The organism is Methylobacterium sp. Leaf106, from assembly GCF_001422895.1.
GTDB lineage: Bacteria > Pseudomonadota > Alphaproteobacteria > Rhizobiales > Beijerinckiaceae > Methylobacterium > Methylobacterium bullatum.
The window spans coordinates 413,080-433,714 of sequence record NZ_LMNB01000001.1; the positions used below are offsets into that span (position 1 = coordinate 413,080).

The 20,635-nt window shown below is 66.9% G+C and carries 17 protein-coding genes and 1 tRNA gene; 7 read left to right on the plus strand and 11 right to left on the minus strand.

The annotated features are described in order from the left end of the window. Nucleotides 1-7 precede the first annotated feature (7 nt). Nucleotides 8-421, minus strand: coding sequence for a nuclear transport factor 2 family protein (locus ASF34_RS02105; RefSeq protein WP_056158892.1), 414 nt, complete (start codon nt 419-421; stop codon nt 8-10). 189 nt (nt 422-610) lie between these two features. On the opposite strand from ASF34_RS02105, the gene ASF34_RS02110 reads away from it, so the two are divergent. The 6 genes from ASF34_RS02110 to ASF34_RS02135 all read left to right on the plus strand — a co-directional run bounded on the left by ASF34_RS02110 (nt 611) and on the right by ASF34_RS02135 (nt 7,509). Continuing rightward, nucleotides 611-1,798 carry an ABC transporter substrate-binding protein gene (locus ASF34_RS02110; RefSeq protein WP_056158203.1) on the plus strand — a complete coding sequence of 396 codons (1,188 nt, stop codon included), beginning with the start codon at nt 611-613 and terminating at the stop codon, nt 1,796-1,798. 190 nt (nt 1,799-1,988) lie between these two features. Continuing rightward, the gene (locus ASF34_RS02115) at nt 1,989-2,858 is read left to right on the plus strand and encodes a branched-chain amino acid ABC transporter permease (protein ID WP_018042697.1); all 870 of its coding nucleotides are present in this window, start codon (nt 1,989-1,991) and stop codon (nt 2,856-2,858) included. Between the two features lie 4 nt (nt 2,859-2,862). Beyond that, nucleotides 2,863-5,328, plus strand: a complete 2,466-nt coding sequence (locus ASF34_RS02120) for a branched-chain amino acid ABC transporter ATP-binding protein/permease (RefSeq protein WP_056158206.1) — start codon at nt 2,863-2,865, stop codon at nt 5,326-5,328. Nucleotides 5,329-5,349: 21 nt separating this feature from the next. After that, nucleotides 5,350-6,264 (plus strand): polysaccharide deacetylase family protein, encoded by a 915-nt coding sequence (locus tag ASF34_RS02125; RefSeq protein WP_056158208.1) that lies wholly within the window; start codon nt 5,350-5,352, stop codon nt 6,262-6,264. A gap of 121 nt (nt 6,265-6,385) precedes the next feature. Continuing rightward, a complete protein-coding gene (locus ASF34_RS02130) occupies nt 6,386-6,583 on the plus strand; it encodes a hypothetical protein (protein ID WP_018042694.1) in 198 nt (65 codons plus the stop codon). A 623-nt stretch (nt 6,584-7,206) separates the two neighbouring features. Then, complete coding sequence (locus ASF34_RS02135; RefSeq protein WP_018042693.1) at nt 7,207-7,509, plus strand: hypothetical protein; 303 nt, start codon at nt 7,207-7,209, stop codon at nt 7,507-7,509. A gap of 135 nt (nt 7,510-7,644) precedes the next feature. Here the strand turns inward: ASF34_RS02135 and ASF34_RS02140 are convergent, their stop codons facing one another. The 7 genes from ASF34_RS02140 to ASF34_RS02170 form a co-directional block, all read right to left on the minus strand. Beyond that, nucleotides 7,645-10,752: an efflux RND transporter permease subunit gene (locus ASF34_RS02140; RefSeq protein WP_056158211.1), complete on the minus strand. Its 3,108-nt coding sequence runs from the start codon at nt 10,750-10,752 to the stop codon at nt 7,645-7,647. Then, nucleotides 10,749-11,834, minus strand: coding sequence for an efflux RND transporter periplasmic adaptor subunit (locus ASF34_RS02145; protein WP_056158895.1), 1,086 nt, complete (start codon nt 11,832-11,834; stop codon nt 10,749-10,751). The genes ASF34_RS02140 and ASF34_RS02145 overlap by 4 nt, the downstream gene beginning before the upstream one ends. A gap of 390 nt (nt 11,835-12,224) precedes the next feature. Next, complete coding sequence (locus tag ASF34_RS02150) at nt 12,225-12,488, minus strand: hypothetical protein (RefSeq protein WP_018042690.1); 264 nt, start codon at nt 12,486-12,488, stop codon at nt 12,225-12,227. Between the two features lie 90 nt (nt 12,489-12,578). Further along, nucleotides 12,579-12,848, minus strand: coding sequence for a hypothetical protein (locus ASF34_RS02155; RefSeq protein WP_018042689.1), 270 nt, complete (start codon nt 12,846-12,848; stop codon nt 12,579-12,581). Nucleotides 12,849-13,185: 337 nt separating this feature from the next. Continuing rightward, entirely contained in the window at nt 13,186-13,632 is a 447-nt protein-coding gene (locus ASF34_RS02160) for a hypothetical protein (protein WP_056158213.1), read from the minus strand. 158 nt (nt 13,633-13,790) lie between these two features. Continuing rightward, nucleotides 13,791-14,378 (minus strand): metallophosphoesterase, encoded by a 588-nt coding sequence (locus ASF34_RS02165; RefSeq protein WP_056158216.1) that lies wholly within the window; start codon nt 14,376-14,378, stop codon nt 13,791-13,793. Nucleotides 14,379-14,627: 249 nt separating this feature from the next. After that, nucleotides 14,628-14,717 (minus strand) — tRNA-Ser (locus ASF34_RS02170). 458 nt (nt 14,718-15,175) lie between these two features. Here ASF34_RS02170 and flhA point away from each other — a divergent pair. Continuing rightward, entirely contained in the window at nt 15,176-17,293 is a 2,118-nt protein-coding gene (gene flhA / locus ASF34_RS02175) for a flagellar biosynthesis protein FlhA (RefSeq protein WP_244478880.1), read from the plus strand. Between the two features lie 259 nt (nt 17,294-17,552). Here flhA and ASF34_RS02180 read toward each other — a convergent pair whose 3' ends face one another. The 3 genes from ASF34_RS02180 to fliI form a co-directional block, all read right to left on the minus strand. After that, complete coding sequence (locus tag ASF34_RS02180) at nt 17,553-18,608, minus strand: lysylphosphatidylglycerol synthase domain-containing protein (RefSeq protein ID WP_056158222.1); 1,056 nt, start codon at nt 18,606-18,608, stop codon at nt 17,553-17,555. 141 nt (nt 18,609-18,749) lie between these two features. Then, nucleotides 18,750-19,157, minus strand: coding sequence for a flagellar export protein FliJ (gene fliJ / locus ASF34_RS02185; protein ID WP_018042684.1), 408 nt, complete (start codon nt 19,155-19,157; stop codon nt 18,750-18,752). A gap of 83 nt (nt 19,158-19,240) precedes the next feature. Then, nucleotides 19,241-20,596: a flagellar protein export ATPase FliI gene (gene fliI / locus ASF34_RS02190; RefSeq protein WP_018042683.1), complete on the minus strand. Its 1,356-nt coding sequence runs from the start codon at nt 20,594-20,596 to the stop codon at nt 19,241-19,243. Between the last annotated feature and the right edge of the window lie 39 nt (nt 20,597-20,635).

Below are 20,635 nucleotides of genomic sequence, written 5' to 3' on the forward strand. Positions count from 1 at the left end.
CGCTCGCCTATGCCGAGACGCCGTGCTTCGTGAGCAAGCGTTCGGCGCTGTCGTTCCAGACCTCCATCGTCACGATCAGCCCGTCACGGACGGTGAAGCGGTCGACGTAGCGGTTGCCCTCGAACGGGGTGCCGTCCGGCCATTCGCCGTAGAGGGTGCCGAGGCTGTAGACCGTGGTGAACCCCTCCCCCGGCACCACGTCCAGACGCTCCATGCGCTTCTTCACCCAGGCATAGCGGCCCGCGTTGAACGCCGTCACCTCGCGCGGATGCCGGAAGACGCGGCCGCCGGTGAAGACGATCTCGATCCCCGGCGCCATGTAGCCCGCCGCCCTCTCCGGATCCGGCACCATGGAGGCTTCGAGATAGGCGGTGACGATGGCCGCGTCGGTGCCGGTATCGGTGCTCGATCTGTCGCTCATGCTCTCGCTCTCCATTCGATCCCGAACCTGCCCGAAGCTCGACCGAAGTGCATGCAATAAGTGTATGCAATTTGGCGTGAAAGCAGGCAGGGGAATTCGCGCGCCGCTGAATAATTGAGTTATTTCAATATCCTGGCAAATGGCATGGCGGTTGCGGCGACGGATGCAATTCTTCCGGAGCTCCGATCCATGCGCAAGCACAGCCCATCGCCGATGACCCGCCGCCTCGCCCTCGGCGCGACCGCCTTGATCGGGCTTGCGCTGATCGCGCCGGTCAAGGCGGCCGAGTCGATCAAGATCGGCCTCGTCACCGCCCTGTCCGGTCAATCGGCGAAATCGGGCGAAGCGATCTCGCGCGGCATCGGGCTCGCCATCGACGAGATCAACGCGGCCGGAGGCGTCCTCGGGCGTCCCCTGGAACTCGTGGCCCGCGACGACGAAGCCAACCCGTCGAAGGGCGTGCTGGCCGCCCGAGAGCTGGTCCAGCGCGTCGGCGTCGTCGCCCTGGTCGGCGGTCTCGATACCCCGGTATCCATGGCGATCGTGCCCATCGCCAACCAGATGAAGGTGCCCTTCCTCGGCCCCTGGGCGGCGGGCACCGGCATCACCCGCAACGGTGCAGCCGACAATTACGCGTTCCGCGTCTCGGCGGTGGACGCCCTCGTGGACGAGGCCCTCGTCGCCTACGCCGTCAAGACCTACCAGGCCAAGAAGCCCGGCATGATCCTCGTCAACAACGCCTGGGGCGAGTCGAACCAGCAGGGCCTCACGGCGGCCTTGAAGGCCGCGGGCCTGCCTGCCGCCGGCATCGAGAAATTCGAGGCGTCCGATGTGGACATGGTGCCCCAGCTGACCCGGCTGAAGGAGGCCGGCGCCGACGCCCTGTTCATGGTCGGCAATGTCGGACCCTCGGCCCAGGTGGTGAAATCCCTCGACCGGATGGGCTGGACCGTTCCCGTCGTGTCGCATTGGGGACCGGCCGGCGGTCGCTTCGACGAACTGGCCGGCCCGAGCGCGGCCAAGGTCCATTTCATCCAGACCTTCACCTTCGCCGGCAACGCCTCGCCCAAGGCCGTCGCCGTGCTCGATGCCCTGAAGGCGAAGTACTCGGCGATCAAGTCGATGGCCGACGTGACCCCGGCGGTGGGCATCGCCAACGCCTATGACGCGACGCATCTCCTGGCCCTCGCGATCGGCGAGGCCAAGTCCACGAAGGGGCCGGACGTGCGCGACGGCTTCTACAAGATCGCCACCTATCCCGGCCTCATCAAGACCTACGACAAGCCCTTCGCCCCGGACCGTCACGACGCGCTCGGCCCGCAGGACTACGTCTTCACGCGGTTCAAGGACGGCGAGATCGTCGCCGTGGCGAACTGAGGGAGCGGCCATCGCCATTTATCCCACCCGCCACCTAATCCTGAGGCGCCGCGAAGCGGCCTCGAAGGAGGTCTCCGGAACTCACTGTGCGAACTGGACGCCTCCTTCGAGGCCTCCGCTTCGCTTTGGCGCCTGAGGATGAGGTGGCTGGGTGGGATGGACGACATGATACGGTGAAAGTGAGAATTCCATGCTGACCGGCTCCCTCGTGAGCGGCCTCGGTCTCGGGAGCATGTACGGGCTCATCGCCCTCGGCTTCCATGTGACTTATGCCGTCTCCGGCACCGTGAACTTCGCGCAAGGCAGCGCCGTCACCCTCGGGGCGGTGCTCGGCTACATGCTCGGCATCACGCTCGGCTGGCCGATGCCCCTGGCGGTGGCGGCGGCCCTGGCCGGCTGCGCGCTCCTCGGCATCGTGGTCGAACGCATCCTGGTACGGCCCTTCGTCGAGCGTGGCTCCGATGCTTGGCTGCTGGCCACGGTGGCGGGCGGCGTGGTGCTCGACAACGTCATCCTGTTCACTTTCGGCAAGGAGCCGCGCAGCCTGCCCTCGCCCCTGGCGCGTGACCCGATCGACCTGTTCGGCACCGGGATATACCCGCTGCAGATCGTGATCCCGGTGGTCGGCCTCGCCGTCGCCTTCGCCATCCGCACGGTGTTCCGCCGGACCGATCTCGGCCGCGTTCTCCTGGCGGTGGCGCAGAATGCCGACGCCGCGCGGCTGATGGGCATCGACGTGCGTCGCACGGTGGCCTGCGCCTTCGCGCTCTCCGCCCTGCTCGCTGGCGCGGCGGGCCTCCTCATCGCTCCGCTGTTCTCGGTCTCGGCCGAGATGGGCACCCTGTTCGGCATCAAGGCCTTCGCCGTCGCCATTCTCGGCGGGATCGGCTCCGCCACCGGCGTGGTCCTGGCCGGGCTGCTCTACGGCGTCGTGGAGGCCCTGGTCACCGGATATCTCGGCTCCGGCTACACCCAGATCGTGGTGTTCTCGGTGATCATCCTCGCGCTGGCGCTGCGCCCCGACGGCCTTCTCGGCCGGGCCGCCGTGAACAAGGTCTGAGCCGATGCGCGCCGGAAGCTCCGCCCTGCCCCTCGCCATTCTCGCCCTCACCGTCGCGGGGATCGGCCTCGTGGCCGCCACCGACGGCTACAGCCATTTCATCATCGCCCTCGTGGCGTTGACGACGCTGGCCGGAACGGGGCTGAACGTCCTCCTCGGCCTTACCGGTCTGATCTCCTTCGGCCATGCCGGATTCTACGCGATCGGCGCCTATGCGAGCGCCATCCTGACCCTTTCCGGGGTCAGCTTCTGGCTGGCGCTCCCCGCTGCCGGCCTGCTCTCCGGGGTTCTCGGCGGCGTGCTCGCGATCCCCGCCATGCGGGTGAAGGGCCCCTATCTCGCCATGGTGACGATCGCCTTCGGCTTCATCGTCGAGCATGGGCTGATCGAAGGCGGTGCGCTCACCGGAGGCCAGAACGGCCTCGTCATCGCCACCGGCCCGACCCTGTTCGGATTCCCGTTCCTGGAACGCGAACTCGCGATCCTGTCGGTGCTCGGCGCCGGCCTCGCCCTCTACGGATTCCACCGCCTCGCGCGCAGCCGCCTCGGCCTCGCCATGCGGGCGGTGCGGGACGCGGACGTCGCCGCCGCCTCCCTCGGCTTCGATCCGGTGCGGGTGAAGACCCTCGCCTTCATGATCTCGGCGGCACTGACCGGTCTCGCCGGGGCGGTGCTGCCGCCCTTGATGCTGTTCATCGCGCCGAGTTCGTTCCCGTTCACCCAGTCGATCCTGTTCGTGCTCTCGGTGGTGGTGGGCGGTGCCGGCACGGTGCTGGGGCCGCTCTTCGGTGCCCTCGTCACCGTCCTCCTGCCGGAGACCCTGTCTGGTCTCGCCGAATACCGCCTGCTGTTCTTCGGCCTCGCGACGCTGGTCGTGCTGTGGCTGGTGCCGGCGGGCATCGTCGGCAGCCTTGCCCGGCTGCTGCCGCGCCGCCTCACCGGGGCCGCGTCCGGAACCGGCGGCGACGTCGCGTCCTATCTGGCCCAGCCACAGCCCGAGGCGCTCGCGGTGGAGGGGATCGGCATCAGCTTCGGCGGCATCAAGGCGGCGCAGGACGTCTCGGTGACGGCCGCCCCCGGAGCCGTCACCAGCATCATCGGCCCGAACGGGGCCGGCAAGACCACCGTGCTCAACATGGTCTCGGGTTTCTACCGGCCCGGTGCCGGGGCGATCCGACTCGCGGGTCGGGATCTCGCCGGACTGTCCGCCCACCGCATCGCCCGCGCCGGAATCGCGCGGACCTACCAGACCACGCGGCTGTTCGGCTCACTGTCTGTCATCGATAACGTGACCCTCGCCATCGCCCCCGGACGCCTGTTCAGGGCGGGCGCAGGAAGCGACGTCGATGCTGCCACCGCGCTCCTCGCCTTCGTCGGCTATACCGGGGCCCTCCACCGGCCCGCCGCCGAACTGCCGCATGTGGACCGCCGCCTCGTGGAGATCGCGCGCGCTCTGGCGGGCCGACCGCGCGTCCTCCTTCTCGACGAGCCGGCGGCGGGCCTCACCCGCGCCGATACCGACCGCCTGGGCAGCCTCCTGCGTCGGATCGCGGAGTGCGGAATCGTGGTGGTCCTCGTCGAACACGACATGCCCCTCGTCATGGGCATCTCGGACCATATCCTCGTCATGGATGCAGGACGACCCATCGCGCTGGGGGATGCCGCCACGGTACGGGCGGATCCCGCCGTTCTGCGGGCCTATCTCGGAGGCGCCGACACCCCTGCCCGGCCGCGTCCGTCCCCATGGACGGGCCCCGCCGACGCGGTCCTCTCAGCCCTCGACCTGACCGCAGGCTACGGTGCCGCTCCGGTCCTCGACCGGCTGTCCCTCGATGTCCGTCCGGGCGAGACCGTGGCGCTCCTCGGGGCGAACGGGGCCGGCAAATCCACCGCCATGCGCGCGCTCAGTGGCCTGCTGCGTCCGGTGGACGGATCCGTCATCTTGGAGAACCGCTCCGTTGCCGGCCTGCCGGCCCATGCCATCGCCCGCCTCGGCCTCGCCCTCGTCCCCGAGGGCCGGCAGGTCTTTCCGGAGCTGTCGGTCGTGGAGAACCTGCGCCTCGGCGCGCATGGACGGAAGACCGCCATCGATCCGAGCGAGGTGGAGGCCCTGCTCGACCGGTTCCCCCGCCTGCGCGACCGGGCGACGAGCCGGGCCGGCCTGCTGTCCGGCGGAGAGCAGCAGATGCTCGCCATCGCGCGCGGGATGATGGCGCATCCGCGCATCCTCCTCCTCGACGAACCCTCCCTCGGGCTTGCGCCGTCCATGATCAACGCCCTCTACGCCGTGGTGGCGGAGTTGCGCGACCAGGGCGTCACCATCCTCATCGTCGATCAGATGGCCGCACTGGCCTTGACCGTTGCGGATCGCGGCTACGTCCTGGAGCAGGGCCGCGTCGTCGCCACCGGATCGGCGGCGGAGCTCTCCGCCGATGAAGGTCTCGCCGCCGCCTATCTCGGCGCTGCGTGACAATCTGAGCCTATGAGACAGATGAAGGAGCGCGACGCTTTGACGGACGCAGGTAACGACCATGGCCGCTATGCCTACAGCGCCCTGCCCGACCGCCCGGTCTACGATTGGCCCGGGGGCAAGCGCCTCGCCGTCTACGTGGCGCTCAATCTCGAGACCTTCGATTTCGGATCGGGCCTCGGCGCCGAACTGGCTCCCGGCGGCCCTCAGCCCGACGTGCTGAATTACGCCTGGCGCGATTGGGGCAATCGCGTCGGTGCCTTTCGGATGAAGGCCCTCTTCGACGAGCTTCGCCTTCCCGCCAGCGTGCTGGTCAACAGCCGGCTCTACGAGGATTGTCCCGGCCTGATCGAGGCCTTCCGGGCGCGGGGCGACGAGATCGTCGGGCATGGCCGCACCAATGCCGAGCGCCAGGGCAACCTCGAAGAGGAAGCCGAGCGGGCACTCATCGCCGAGGCCACCGCCACCCTGACGCGGGAGGAAGGGAAGCCCCCCGCCGGATGGCTCGGCCCCTGGATCTCGCAATCCCGCGTCACGCCCGATCTCCTGGCGGAGGCGGGCTACCGGTATCTCCTCGACTGGGCGCATGACGACCAGCCGGTCTGGTTCTCCACCCGCGACGGCGGTCGCATCCTCTCCGTGCCGTATCCACAGGAACTCAACGACATCCCCGCTATCGTCGCGAGGAAGGACTCCGCGCGGGACTTCGCCGCCATGATCGTCGACGCGTTCGACGAGATGCTGGTGCAGTCGCGGGAGGCGCCCCTCGTCATGGGGATCGCTCTGCATCCCTACATCGTCGGCCAGCCGCACCGGCTGCGGCCGCTCCGGGAGGCGCTCACCCATATCGCCTCCCATCGCGACGAGATCTGGCTCACCACCGCCGGAGGTATCGCAGGCCACGTGTTGGCGAGCGCGGTAGCCGATCCGCGATAGGGCGGACGCCACGGGGCAATCGACCGGGACGACGAGAATGGCCACTCCGTCCGTAATTCGCCGGTCAGAGATGCGGTATAAAAGGGTGGAAGGCGCCGGAACCTTGCGCCATATAGGGGACATGACCGAAACATCGACATACCCCTACACCCTGGAAATCCTCAGCCCCCGCACCGAGGGCGCGACCTATCAGTGGGCCATTCGCAAAGGCGGCAAGCTCGTCCAGCGCTCGGATCGCAGCCTGACCAGCGAGGCCAAGGCCCGCGAGAACGGACTCGCCCAGATCGAGAAGCTTCTTTCCGGCTTCGGCGAGCGGTAAGCTCGTCGTCCTTCGATCACGGTTGCATGAGCGGCGGCTGACCCATCAACGCGGTAATGCCGTGAATTACGCGCGCTTCGAAGAAGCCCCCGTCGGGAATGCCCGGCGGGGGCTTCTTTCGTTTCCATCGTGACACGGACGCCCTCGAACGGTCGGTCCGTGTCATCAGCCAGGATATCGCGCGGTCTGTCGGAACATCGCTGTCGGTGAAACCTTGGCAGCTTGAGGCGGCAAGCTGCTTCGGAATCTTTTCTGGCATATTATATCCCAGTAGTGCATTCCTGAGTTCGATTGCTGGGAGGCCGTTTCATGGCAAAGCCGATACAACCCGATCGTCCGATCTGGCCCCAACTTCCGGACAAGCCCGGCGACGTCGATCCGGTTTTCGAAGATCAGACTCCGTCGAGCGAGCCCGCGCCGAGCTTGCCGCAAGCCGATCGCATATCCGCCGACCCGGCAGAGGGTAGCGAGCCCGTGCGCCTGCGTTGAGCGCCGAAGTCATTCCTGGTGAGAGCCACGAGTCGCAGGCCAGCACGAGACGGATCCGCTGCGAAGCTTGAAACCTCTCGTCGGCCGCGTTGGTTGACGTCCCAGAGATCCACTCGTGAACTTTGGGACATTTGATGACGAAGAACGCCGCGTTACTCGCCAGTGTGTTGTTGACCGCCTCGGCACCTGCCTTCGCGCAGTCGGCGGGTCCCGCCGAGATCAAACAGCCGGGTCCGGCGCGCATGACCTCGCCGGGCACGTCGGATGTGCCGGTGGTGAAGCCGGGCGGCATCGATAACAGCGGTCCGGGTTCCATCGGGACCGAAGCCTATGGCTCCACCGGCGCGGAAAGCCGCTCGAACAATTCGGGGGCCGCGGGCAACGCCAACAAGCCGGAAGTCGCGATTCCCAACACCGGCGGTGGTGGCGGTCGATAAACGGAAGGCGATGGACGACCGACCGGCCCGCGTGAGGGGGGCACAATCGCGGGCCGGTCGATGTACCGCGCATTCATGGCCTGAACGCGCGATCCCTGGAATGCCCGGTGGAGCCGGGCGCGAACGACGTCCTGCTCAGGATGCCGCGGGGTGAGCCATCGCGGCCTCGCCGGGCGATGCCCGTTCTCCCGCCGGCTCCCGCTTCACGCGGAACCAGAGGGCGTAGAGGGCCGGGAGAAACAGCAGGGTCAGCAAAGTGCCCACGCCGACGCCGCCGATGAGGACGTAGGCCAGCGCTCCCCAAAACACCGAGTGGGTGAGCGGGATGAAGGCGAGCATGGCGGCGGCGGCGGTCAGGATGACCGGGCGGGCGCGTCGCACGGTCGATTCGACGATGGCCTCGTAATCCGACAGCCCCGACGCCCGGTCATGGTGGATCTGATCCACCAGAATGAGTGTGTTGCGCATCAGGATGCCCGACAGGGCGATGAGGCCGAGGATCGCGTTGAACCCGAACGGCTGATGGAAGATCAGCAGGGTCGGCGCGGCGCCCACGAGGCCCAGCGGCGCGGTGGCGAACACCATGAACATGGTGGCGAAGGAGCGCACCTGGATCATGATGACCGTGAGCGTCACGATCAACATGATTGGGAACACCGCCACGAGCGACATCATCGCCTTCGCGCTTTCCTCCACGGCGCCCGCCGTGTCGATGCGGTAGCCTGGTGGAAGCTTGGCCTTGATCGGTTCCAGCAGGGGGAAGATCTGGGCGTGGATGTCCGGCGGCTGTTTCCCGTCGAGGACGTCGCCCTGAACCCGGATGTAGCTTTCCCGGTTGTAGCGCTTCAGCACCGCATCCTCGCTGCGGCTCTCGAGCCGCGCGACCTGGGAGAGGGGTACCTGGCGCCCGTCCTTCGTCGCGAGGGTGAGGTCCCCGACTTCGCCGAGCGAGCGCCGTTCCGGGCCGGGGCTGCGTAGCAGGACATCGACCGAGCGCAGGTTCTCGCGCACCTGGGTGGCCGGCATGCCGTTCAGGTAGCTCTGCAATTGCTGGCCGGCCTCCTTCGGTGTCAGGCCGATCAGGCGCAGTCGCTCCTGGTCGAGAGCGAGGTGCAGGTTGGGGGTCTTGTCGCCCCAGTCGAGATGGACCATCCGCATGTTCGGGTTGGCCGCCATGACGTCGCTGACCTCGGCGGCGATGCCCCGGATCACGTCGAGATTCGGCCCGACCACCCGGAAGGCCACGGGGAAGCGGATCGGTGGCCCGAAGACGATCTGCAGGACCCGCACCCGTGCCTCGGGGAAGCGCCCCTCGTCGACGAGTTTGCGGACCTTGGTCCGCAGGGTGTCGCGCGCCGCCGCATCGGCGGTCTGGACGACGATCTGCGCGAAGGCGGGATCGGGCAGTTCGGGATCGAAGGACAGGACGAAGCGCGGCATGCCCTGGCCGACATAGCTCGTGATCTCACCGGCTTCCGGCAACTCGCGCAGGGCGGATTCCAGCCGCGTCACGCTGGCCTCGGTGGTGGCGAAGGCCGAGCCCGCCGGCAGGGTCACCTCGACGATGAGCTCGGCGCGCTCCGAGTTCGGGAAGAACTGCTGCTCCACCTTGCCCATGGCCACCACCGCGCCGGCGAACAGGGCCACGGTGATACCGGCCGCCATCCATTTGTGGTCGACGGACATCCGCACGAGGCGGCGCAGGCGCTGGTAGTTCCTTGTGGCGTAGATCGCGTCGTGGCCACCTTCCACCCGCTTAATGTTCGGCAGGAGCTTGACCCCGAGATAGGGCGTGAAGGTCACGGCCACGATCCAGGAGATGATCAGCGAGAAGGCCACCACCCAGAAGATGTTGCCGGCATATTCGCCGGCCGTGGACGCCGCGAAGCCCACGGGGAGGAAGCCCGCGATGGTGACGAGGGTGCCCGTCAGCATCGGCGCAGCGGTGGCGCTCCAGGCATAGGTCGCCGCCTCGATCCGGTCGGCGCCCTCCTCCATGCGCACGACCATCATCTCGATGGCGATGATCGCGTCGTCGACGAGGAGGCCGAGCGAAATGATGAGGGCGCCCAGGGTGATGCGGTCGAAGTCGCGACCGGTGATCATCATCACCACGAACACCGCCGACAGGGTGAGCGGCACGGCCAGCGCCACCACGATGCCGACCCGGAAGCCGAGCGCGGCGAGGCTGACCACGATCACCACCCCCAGGGCGGTGAAGAACTTGACCATGAACTCGTGGATGGCCTCGTCGATGACCTTGGCCTGGTCGGTGATCTTCGTGAACGAGATGCCGACGGGCGTTTCATGATGGATCGCGATCTCCTCGGCATTGAGCGCCGCACCGAGATTCAGCCCGTTGAAGCCGGGCTTCATCACCAGGCCGAGCATCAGCGCGGGCTCGCCATCGTTGCGGATGGCGAAGGTCTTCGGATCCTCGTAGCCGCGCTTCACCTCGGCGATGTCGCCGAGCTTGAAGCTGCGATCGCCCGCCGCGACGGGCAGGTCGCGGAGGGCATCGAGCCCATCGATGGCGCCGTCGAGGCGGAGATAGACGCGCGGTCCCCCCGCCTCGACGAATCCGGCCGGGGTCACGTCGTTCTGGTTGGCGAGAGCCGCCAGCAATTGCTGGCCGGTGATGCCGAGCGTGGCGAGGCGCTGGTAGGAGATCTCGACGAAGATCTTCTGGGCCTGCTCGCCGAGGATGTTGATCTTCTCGACGCCGGGTACGCGCAGCAGGCGCTGGCGAAGCTCCTCCGCCCGCATCACCAATTGCCGGTGCGGTAGATCTTTGGCCTGAAGTGCGTAGAGAGCGAAGTAGATGTCGGAGAATTCGTCGTTGAACAGCGGCCCCAGCACGCCGCGCGGCAGGCTGGAAGCCTGGTCGGAGAGCTTCTTGCGCGCCTGATAGAACTCCGCCTGGAGCTTGGCCGGAGGCATGTTGTCCTTGAACAGCACCTTCATCAGCATGAGCCCGGGCCGGACCGTGGTCTCGACGCGGTCGTAGTAGACAAGCTCCTGCAGGCGCTTCTCCAGCGGATCGGCGACCTGGCGCTGCATCTCGTCCGTGGTGGCGCCGGGCCATGCGGCCGAAACCACCATGACCTTCACGGTGAAGGCGGGGTCCTCGGCCCGACCGAGCTTCTCGAAGGCGAAGAAGCCGGCGCCGGTGAGCGCGATCAGCAGGAACAGCGTGACCGCCCGCTCCCGGACGGCGAGCGCGGAGAGATTGAAGCCGCTCACGGTGCCACTCCGGTCGTCGCGAGGGGCGAGACCCGGACTTTCTGCCCGGCCTTGAGGAGATGCGCCCCGAGGGCCACGATCCGGTCGCCGGGATTCAGGCCGGAGACGATGTCGGCGTTCTCCTCGGCCATGCGGGCGACGGCGACGGATTGGGCCGTGACGGTCTGGGTCTCCGCGTCGTAGCGCCAGACCGACGCGCCCTGGCCCTGGTCGAACAGGGCGCCGAGCGGCACCGCCACCGCGGCCGCCCGTGCGGCGTCGGTGGATTTGAGTTGGAGCGTCACCGTGGCGCCCAGTGGTGCGGTCTCGCCGCCGCCCGAGAGAATGTAGCGCGCCCTGTAGGTCCGGGTCGCGGCATCCGCCGTGGCGGAGAGCTCACGCAGCCGCGCCGGATAGGTCACCTCGCCCTCGGCATAGAGGATGGCCGAAGCCTCGCCCTGCGCGGCGCGCCGGCTCCCCTCGGGCAGGAACACCTCGGCCTCGCGGGCGCCGTCGCGCGCCAGCTTCACCACGGTCTGCCCGGCGGCGACAACCTGGCCCGGTTCGGAGGGCACCTCCATCACGACGCCGTCGGCATCCGCCTGCAACTCGGAGTACCCGGCCTGATTGGCGATCTGGCTCGCCTGCGCCTCGGCATTGGCGAATTGCGCGATGGCGGAATCGGCCGCACCCTTGTTCTGGTCGTAGGTCTGTTTCGAGGTCCAACCGTCGGAGACGAGCTTGCGGCTGCGCTCCTCATCGGCCTTTGCCTTGATCATCTGTGCGCGAGCCGCCTCCACCGAGGCACGGGCTGCATTGAGCGCCAGGCTGAAGTCGGTCCGGTCCAGGCGCATCAGCGGCTGGCCCCGCGTCACCCGATCCCCCGGGTCGACGAGCCGTTCGAAGATCTTGCCGCCAACGCGAAAGCCGAGATTGCTCTCGGTCCGAGCCCGGACGACGCCGGTATAGCGCGCGATCCCTCCGCCACCCCGCGCGACCTCGACGGTCTGGACCAGGGGCGGTTGAGGCGACACGGCGGTCTCACCGGGCGAGCAGGCCGCCAGGGCAAGACCGACAATCCCGAGGGCAATCCTCGCATCCATCACGCATTCCCCCGGCAACCGCACCATCATTGAGATGATGATCGTAATATATTTGGGCGTGGGCCAGCGTCAAGGGTGTGGCGGGATTATGCTGAAGCCATGCAGGCAGCCGGGATAGCGAGGGCACGACCGTGACGGTGCGCGGCCGGCGGCATCACCGTCGCCGACCCGCTCTTCGAAGCGAAAACGGCGGCCGAGGGAGATCAGACAAATTGGGAAGCTTCGGCCAAAGCGGCGCAGCCGTGGTACGCTCGCTGCGATCGTATTCCGATCACCATGTTCCGAGCGCCGAGCGATCGATCAGGAGCGGCAGCGAGGCGCCGGGACACGTGCTGATGCCCGGTAGCGACGCATATTCGCTGGGACGTCGGTCGCGGCGCCGGGGAAGGCTCATTCCCGCAGGGGGCGAGCTTCGAGGATGGCCGCCAGAATGAAGGGACGCTTCATCAGCGGACCGGTATTCCCGCGGTTGACGAAGTCGTTCGCGCCGGGATGTCGTCGCACGGCTTTACCGAGATCGAGCCGGTAGCCCTCCTTGAAGACGAACGGGGGCGCCATGGAATTCGCGAGGTAAGTTTCGACGGCAGCCGCCACCTCCTCCTGGGAGATGAGGTTCAGTTTGCAAAGGGCGGCTGTCGTCAGCTTCTCGGTCATTCGGAACGGTAAGGCTGCGGGGCAATCCCCGCAACCGTCCCACCGTCGCGCCGTACCGAAGAAGACGGGTGAGCGTATGGCGCCGCCGTCTTAGCGGTCGCGACGCTCCCGAACGGTGCCACGCTCTTCACGCCGCTCCATCCGCTCCTCGCGCCGATCCGGATCGACACCGAGCACGCCCCCGACGGTGCCCGTCGCGGCCCCGACCGCACCGCCGACCACCCCACCGACGGGACCGGCCGCACGATTGCCATCCTCGATCCCGCGTTCGGCGCCCCGTACCGTCCCCTGGGCCTGTGCCGATGCGGCCAGGGCGAGGGGCGAAAGAAGGACGGCCGCAGCGATAAGGGCATGTTTCATGAGGGTCTCCTCGACTGATGGATCGAACGGGAGGCTCACTTGGGCGAGCCTACCCTGCGTGATCGGTCAACGGTCGAAAGACGGATTGGTCGCAAGCGTGGCCCTAAGAGACACGTTGGAGCGTCAACTAGAGCTGCGCCCGACCACGTTGGGTCGGGGCACATCTCCAGGCCTTTGTTGTGCCGCGCTCTTTTTCGCCGAACCGGCATCCGCTTCGGCGTAGAGCGCTCGAGGGCGTTCCATCAGGGCAGGTTGGAGATGACGGAGCGGCACCGGGCCAGGGAGGCACGTCGAAGGACGAAGCTCCTTGGACGCCAACTCGCTGTTCCAATCAAACCTATGGCTTGACCGGAGCCTTCTTGGACGGCTCCGCGTGTTTGATGCTGCCTGTCTCGGAGACTCGATCCCGCGCCTGATCGAGGCGCTTCTTCGAGGCGACAAGCTCGCGCTGTGAGCCGGCAAGCTGCCCCTTGGCTGCGTCGCGCGCGGCAGCAGCTTGTTGAAGTTCCTCTCGCGCAGAGGCGAGCTTGCCTTGCCACTCACGCAGGAGATCGTTGTTTGCCTGTTCCAACTCTTTTTGGCGGTTGACCGCCCCGTCGCGATCCGCCCGCAGAAGGCCGACCTGATCGGTGAGATCGCGGTATGCCGAAGCCCTGTTCGCGAAGGCTCCCCATCCTGCAAAAGCGTAGACCGCCAGAATCAAGTTCAACGCCACCGTACGTGTCGGCGTCCAAGCAAACAGCACCGCAAGTTTCCAGCGCAGAAGTTCAAGCAGGCGAGGCATGGACCGTTTGTCTCCCACCGCAACTGGGCGGACCCCCTGGTCCGAACGGCTGACCGATGAATGTCGAGAGAATGCCCGTGCAGCGTTAATGCCTGCTTACGACGAGCAAGAGTGAGCCGCTCCTGAATGTATCACGAGGTCGCCGTCGACGACCGCCGCTATGAACGAGAGTGTCGATCAATCGCCGCGTCGCCGTTACCGTCCCGCTGGAGTTCTTCCGGCAGGACGAGCGCAAGGTTCTGGCGGGCAATCAGATCGGTGACGCCGACAGGCCGGTAGGCCCAGGCATCCACGCCGACATCGCATGAAAAGCGGGTATCGGGCAGCGATCCATGGGTGTGGCCATAGAGGTGCCGCGTCCCGCGCCACAAACCCGGCCAAGCCCGATGGGCGTAGTGAGCAAGGAACAGTCGCCATTCCTTGCCGGCGGCATCGCTGACGGTGATCCGCGCACTCTCCTGCGGCGGCTTTACCCATGGCAGTTCGAGGACCCGATTGGTGTCGTGATTGCCGCGGATCAGCCGCTTTCGCCCCCTCAAGGCAAAAAAGATCTCCGCACAGCGAGCCCGGCTGGCGCCGGCCGCGAAATCGCCGAGATGCCAGACTTCGTCGTCGTCGCCGACGACCTCGTTCCAGCTTTTGATCAAAGCCGCGTCATGATCATCGAGCGATCTGAACGCAGCTCCCCGCTGCCGCAGAATGTGAGAATCTCCAAAATGCGTGTCGGCGGTAAAGAATGTGGCCATGCGACTCCCACGGCGCCGGGTGCCTCGAGCGGTCGCCTGCCATTCAAACGCTTCCACTTTGCGGGGGATCGGCACTCCGGCAGAAAAGTCGCGTTGATCAGGACGCTGCCATGCACTTCCAACGCTCGGCCGCGTGCGTGCGAGACAGAAGTCGAGCGGAATTCAGATTTGGCCGACACGGAATGGGGGGAATTCGTGGGGGCCGTCCGTCAGGCCGAACTCGCAAGCAAATGCAAGGGTTTGGCTAAATGGCGGAGGGAGCGGGATTCGAACCCGCGATACCGTTTCCGGTATACACACTTTCCAGGCGTGCGCCTTCAACCACTCGGCCACCCCTCCAGTCTCTCACATCGTTGCCAGCTTTTGCAGCGGCGGCGATGAGCGAGTGGCGTGCTGTACAAGCCGAGTTCCCCCCGTGCAAGGGACCAGCGTACCGATCCGGTGAGGAAACATGCGATTTTCCGGTTGCCGCCGGGTGCCTGTGTCCCATCGGCACCGGGGCGGTCGCGACTGAGGGCGGAGATTGCGTCACCGCTTGAGGATCAGGCTGGCCGAGCGCGATGCGTCGAAGGATGCCACGGGCAGGTGCGATACCGCGGGCTCGGGGGATCGGACCCGGTATCGCCAGGGATCCTCTCGGATCGGGAACGGCGCGAGCGAGACCGAGTTTTATCGACCTCCACCGTGCCTCGTTAACTCTTCGCTAACCCTGAGCCCGGCAATTCTTGCCGGGTCCACGTGGGACGTGAAGGGTGTCGAGAATGAGCGAGGCGGGCTCCGCCGCGTCGGGTCCGGGGATGAGCGTCTCGCAATTCGCGAGCTTCGCGATCCCGAACCGTGCCAACCTGACCGCGCTTTCGAAGCGCACGGACCTGTTCTTCGCCACCGCCGTGATGGGTATCCTCACGGTGCTCATCTTCCCGCTGCCCGCGTTCCTGCTCGACCTGCTGCTCGCCGTCTCGATCATCATCTCGGTGCTGATCATGATGACGGGGCTGTTCATCGACAACCCGCTCGAATTCACCGTCTTCCCGACCCTGCTCCTCGTCGCGACCCTTCTGCGGCTGGCCCTGAACCTCGCCTCGACGCGGCTTATCCTCGGCCATGGCCACGAGGGGACGGCGGCGGCGGGCCACGTCATCGAAGCCTTCGGCAACTTCGTGATGGGCGGCAACTTCGTCATTGGCATCATCGTGTTCGCGATCCTCATCATCGTGAACTTCGTCGTCATCACCAAGGGTTCGGGCCGTATCGCGGAAGTCGCCGCCCGCTTCACCCTCGACGCCATGCCCGGCAAGCAGATGGCGATCGATGCCGACCTCTCGGCCGGCCTCATCGACGAGAAGGTGGCGAAGGCCCGACGCGCCGCGCTGGAGGAGGAATCCTCGTTCTTCGGCGCCATGGACGGTGCCTCGAAATTCGTGCGCGGAGATGCCATCGCCGCGCTGCTCATCACCTTCATCAACGTGATCGGCGGCATCATCATCGGCGTCGCCCAGCAGGGCATGCCCTTCGGCGCGGCCGCGAAGTCCTACACGCTGCTCACCATCGGCGACGGCCTCGCGAGCCAGGTGCCGGCCCTCATCGTCTCGACGGCGGCGGGTATCCTCGTCTCCAAGGCGGGTGTGAAGGGCTCGGCCGACAAGGCGCTGGGCAAGCAGCTTGCCAACTACCCGAAGGCGCTCGGCATGTCGTCGGGCGTGATGGTGCTGCTCTCGTTCCTGCCGGGCATGCCGATGCTGCCCTTCCTCGCCCTCGCGGGGGCCTCGGGCTACGCCGCCTGGCACTTCGCCAAGATCGCCCGCGAGGCCCCTCCCCTCGACTCCGATGGTGCGCCGATGGACGCCACCGCGGTGGCTGCGGCCCAGGCCGCCAAGGAGGAGACGGTGACCGATCTCCTCAAGCTCGACGACCTCAAGCTCGAAATGGGCTACGCGCTCCTCGCCCTCGTCAACGGACAGGAGGGCCAGGACCGGCTGACGGACCAGATCAAGGCCCTGCGCCGCCAGCTCGCGGCGGAACTCGGCTTCGTCATGCCCTCGGTCCGCATCCTCGACAACGTCCAGCTCGACTCCAACGCCTACGTCGTGCGGGTGAAGGAGATCGAGGCCGGCACGGGGCAGATCTTCCCCGGCCAGTTCATGGCCATGGACCCGATGGGCGGACAGGTTCAGCTGCCCGGCCAGCACATGCTGGAGCCGACCTTCGGCCTGCCGGCGACGTGGATCGACGCCTCCCTGCGCGATCAGGCCCAGCTCAAGGGCTACACCGTTGTGGACGCGGCCACCGTGGTCTCGACCCATCTCACCGAGATCATCAAGGCGCATGTGTCGGAGCTGCTGAATCACGTGGAGGTCCAGAAGCTGCTGAAGGAGCTCTCGAAGGACCATGCCGACCTCCTCAAGGAGGTGGTGCCCTCGCAGATCGGCACCACTGGCATCCAGCGCGTGCTGCAATTCCTCCTCGCCGAGCGGGTCTCGATCCGCGATCTCGGCTCCATCGTCGAAGGCATCGCCGAGGTGGCGGGCCATGTGAAGAACCCGCGCGACATCGTCGAGCATGTCCGCGCCCGCCTCGGCCGCCAGATCTGTGCGCAGTACCAGGGCCATGACGGCATGCTGCCGATCATCACCCTGTCACCGGCCTGGGAGCAGGCCTTCCTCGAATCCATCGCGGGCGAGCGCGACGAGCGCTATCTCGCCATGCAGCCGTCCAAACTCTCGGAATTCGTCAACACGGTGCGCGACCGCTTCGAACAGGCCGCGCGCACGGGCGAGATGCCGGTCCTCGTCACCTCGGCTCAGGCCCGGCCTTTCGTGCGTTCCATCATCGAGCGCTTCCGCCGTGAGACGGCGGTGATGAGCCAGGCGGAAATCCACCCGCGCGCCCGGCTGCGGACGGTGGGTTCGGTCTGAGGCCGAGATCCGGAAACACGGTGAGGGTCCGCCCGACCGTATCGCGGCGCTCTAAAGGCTCCTTGAGCCGTTTTTCCAAAGCTCCGCCTCATCCTGAGGTGCCGCGTAGCGGCCTCGAAGGAGACGTCCAGAGATCGCGCGACCACCGGAGGTCTCCTTCGAGGCCTTCGCTGCGCTTCGGCACCTCAGGATGAGGTGATCTGATTGGATGATGGACCTTCGTGAGAGCACCCGCTGAGACATCCGATCGAGCGGAGGCTCAGAGCGGCTTCTTCTCCAGCTTCTTCTCAATCCTGGTCGGATCGAGACCGGGCGCGACGACCGGCGGTGCTGGCACGGCCGAGGCCTGCGGCGCATTCGCGAGGTCGGCGAGGCGTGAGCGCTCGTAGAGCAGGACGACCACCACCGAAATCAGCGCCGGGATCCAGAAATAGAACACCCGGAACACGATGACGGCCGCGATGATCGCATCCTTCTGTCCGGGATCGGTGATCTGCATCGCCGTGATGAAGACCAGTTCGAAGACGCCGAGCCCGCCCGGTGCGTTCGAGACCAGGGCGACGGAGAACGAGGCGAGGAAGATCGCGATGACCGCGATGGGGCCGGGATTCACCGCCTCAGGCAGGGCGAAATAGAGAATGCCGGCCGCTCCGAGCAGTTCGAGGGGCGCCGCCAGGAGCTGCCGTCCCATGATCGCCGGACGCGGATATTCGAGCTTGAACTTGCGGATGTGGAGCGGCGGGAGGCGCAGGATCGACCCGGCGACGTAGAGCGCGACGAAGGCCAAAAGGCCGATGCCGACGATGAGCGCGGTCTTCGGGTCGGTGAGAAAACCGGGCAGGATCCCCTTGAGCCGTGAGAGCAGCTGCGGTTCGATCACCAGGACGATGCCACCGAGCAGGATCGTCCCGAGGAAGAAGGTGAACGAGCACAAAGCCACCAGCACCGCCACCTGGGCGGCCGAGAGGCCCTTAGCCGTGTAGGCTCGGTACCTCACCAGGGCGCCCGAGAAGACCGAGGCGCCGATATTGTGGGAGAGCGCGTAGGTCGTGAACGAGCACACCGCCACGAAGAACCACGAGATTCCGCGCACGCCGAGATGCAGCAGCGCGATCCGGTCGTACCAGGCGAGGGCCGCATAGGCGACGAGGGTCGAGAGCCCCGCCAGGGCCATGCGATGGGGCGGGATGGCGACGATGGCCCCCCATACCGCCGCCATCGATGTGGTCTTCAGCTCCTGGTAGAGAAAGTAGCCGGAGATCGCGATCGCCAGGATGCCGATGAGCGGCCAGGCGAAATCCTTGATTGTCTTCATTGCGAACCGGTCATGCCCCCACAGCCCAGACTACCTGCACGACCGCGCTGAGCATCGCAAGCGAGACGGCCGGCTAAGGCATTCCCCGGACAGATGTCATGTGAACATGACGACTTCGTGCCGCCCGCGCCGACGGATCGCTCAAGCGCGGATGCGGGAGAGACCGATACCGTCCATGGCGGCCTGGTCGCGGGCCGCTTCGGCGACGCGTTCGGCCGTGCGCTCGCGATCCTCGAGGATCTCGATCTTCTTGAGCTCCTCGAACGCCTCGCCGAGTTCGGCCTTGGCATCGGTGAGCTGGCTCTCGAGGGCGAGTGCGGATTGGCGCATGTTGTCCCGGCGGGTCGCGGCGGCGCGGGCATAGGTGGGATAGGCGAAATGGCCGGTATCGGTGATGCCGGCGCGGCCTTCCTCGTAGGCGACCTCGCGGTCGAGTTCGGATGCCATCCGGTTGAAATCGGCCATCATCATTTCGATTTGCGTCACCCGCCGACGCTTCTCGTCGACCTGGAAGCGGCGCAGCCGGATCAACGTGTCACGCGATTTCATATTGAGGGTCCCATTCCACGCCACGCACGAAAGGCCGGTGCTGTCGGCGCCTGAAGCGAATGAGATGACGTTCCGAACGTCACTCAGGCGCTTCCGACGATCGCTGCCAACCGTTGATAACCCTCGCCTATCGAGGTTGCTTCTTCCTTACTCTGACCCAGAAAAGCCTCGATACTTGGCATCAACGCCACCGCCTCGTCGACTTCCGCCGACGCGCCGGCCCTGTAGGCACCGAGCCGGATCAGCTCTTCCATGTCGGCATAGGTGGACAGGATGCGCCTTGCGCGCCTCACGGTGGGCAGATGGACGGGATCGCAGGACCGAGGCATCGTCCTGGAGACCGAGCGCAGCACGTTGATGGCGGGGTAGCGTCCCCGCTCGGCGATGCCGCGCTCCATGACGATATGGCCGTCGAGGATGCCGCGCACCGCGTCGGCCACCGGTTCGTTGTGGTCGTCGCCTTCCACCAGCACCGTGAAGAGGCCCGAGATCGCGCCCTGCCCCGTTCCGGGGCCGGCGCGCTCGAGCAGGCGCGGCAACTCGCTGAAGACCGTCGGCGTGTAGCCCTTGGCGGTCGGCGGCTCGCCCGCGGCGAGGCCGATATCGCGCTGGGCCATGGCGAATCGGGTGATCGAATCGATCATGCAGAGCACCTGCGCGCCCTGATCGCGAAAGTACTCGGCCATGGCCAGGGTGACGTAGGCCGCGTTGCGCCGCATGAGGGCCGGCTCGTCCGACGTCGCCACCACCACCACGGACCGGGCGAGGCCGGCGGGGCCGAGATCGTCCTGCAGGAACTCCTGCACCTCGCGCCCGCGCTCGCCCACGAGGCCGATCACCGCCACGTCCGCCGCCGTGTAGCGCGCCAGCATGGACAGGAGGACGGATTTGCCGACTCCAGAGCCGGCGAAGATGCCCATGCGCTGGCCGGCGCACATGGTGATGAAGGTGTTGATGCAGCGGATGCCCAGATCCAGGGGCGGGCCGACCCTGCGCCGGGCATGGGCCGGTGGCGGGTCCGCGCGCAGGGGGTAGATGGCCGGGCCGGGCGGCAGCGGGCCGAGACCGTCCACGGGTCGACCGAGGGCGTCGATGGTTCGTCCGAGCCAGCCGGCGGACGGACGAATCGCGCCGGCCGCCTCGTCGCGCACCATCGCCGGACATCCGCGACGGACGCCCTCGAGGGATCCGAACGGCATCGCCAGTGCCCGGTCGCCTTGAAAACCGATGATCTCGCAGGGAACGGCGCCTGTGGCGTTCTCCACCATGATGTCGAGGCGCCCTCCGAGGCGCATGGCGCCCACCGGCCCTGCGACCTCGACCAGCAGCCCCTTGATGGCGACCACGCGACCATAGGTCTCCAGCGTCTCGATTCCGGCCAGGGCGGCCTGGGCCGAGGCCAGATTGAGTGTGGAGGAAACCCGGGGTCGCACGGTCATCTGCGCTTCTCGCAACGTTTCGTTTACCTCCCTCCTTAA

Excerpts from the sequence above, each read along its gene's own strand:
- ASF34_RS02130 (WP_018042694.1), top strand. The coding sequence starts at position 6,386 with ATGACCGAAACATCGACATACCCCTACACCCTGGAAATCCTCAGCCCC.
- flhA (WP_244478880.1), top strand. The coding sequence starts at position 15,176 with ATGAGCGTCTCGCAATTCGCGAGCTTCGCGATCCCGAACCGTGCCAAC.
- fliJ (WP_018042684.1), bottom strand. The coding sequence starts at position 19,157 with ATGAAATCGCGTGACACGTTGATCCGGCTGCGCCGCTTCCAGGTCGAC.
- ASF34_RS02155 (WP_018042689.1), bottom strand. The coding sequence starts at position 12,848 with ATGAAACATGCCCTTATCGCTGCGGCCGTCCTTCTTTCGCCCCTCGCC.
- fliI (WP_018042683.1), bottom strand. The coding sequence starts at position 20,596 with ATGACCGTGCGACCCCGGGTTTCCTCCACACTCAATCTGGCCTCGGCC.
- ASF34_RS02135 (WP_018042693.1), top strand. The coding sequence starts at position 7,207 with ATGACGAAGAACGCCGCGTTACTCGCCAGTGTGTTGTTGACCGCCTCG.
- ASF34_RS02165 (WP_056158216.1), bottom strand. The coding sequence starts at position 14,378 with ATGGCCACATTCTTTACCGCCGACACGCATTTTGGAGATTCTCACATT.
- ASF34_RS02115 (WP_018042697.1), top strand. The coding sequence starts at position 1,989 with ATGCTGACCGGCTCCCTCGTGAGCGGCCTCGGTCTCGGGAGCATGTAC.
- ASF34_RS02105 (WP_056158892.1), bottom strand. The coding sequence starts at position 421 with ATGAGCGACAGATCGAGCACCGATACCGGCACCGACGCGGCCATCGTC.
- ASF34_RS02150 (WP_018042690.1), bottom strand. The coding sequence starts at position 12,488 with ATGACCGAGAAGCTGACGACAGCCGCCCTTTGCAAACTGAACCTCATC.
- ASF34_RS02145 (WP_056158895.1), bottom strand. The coding sequence starts at position 11,834 with ATGGATGCGAGGATTGCCCTCGGGATTGTCGGTCTTGCCCTGGCGGCC.
- ASF34_RS02125 (WP_056158208.1), top strand. The coding sequence starts at position 5,350 with ATGAAGGAGCGCGACGCTTTGACGGACGCAGGTAACGACCATGGCCGC.
- ASF34_RS02120 (WP_056158206.1), top strand. The coding sequence starts at position 2,863 with ATGCGCGCCGGAAGCTCCGCCCTGCCCCTCGCCATTCTCGCCCTCACC.
- ASF34_RS02110 (WP_056158203.1), top strand. The coding sequence starts at position 611 with ATGCGCAAGCACAGCCCATCGCCGATGACCCGCCGCCTCGCCCTCGGC.
- ASF34_RS02180 (WP_056158222.1), bottom strand. The coding sequence starts at position 18,608 with ATGAAGACAATCAAGGATTTCGCCTGGCCGCTCATCGGCATCCTGGCG.
- ASF34_RS02160 (WP_056158213.1), bottom strand. The coding sequence starts at position 13,632 with ATGCCTCGCCTGCTTGAACTTCTGCGCTGGAAACTTGCGGTGCTGTTT.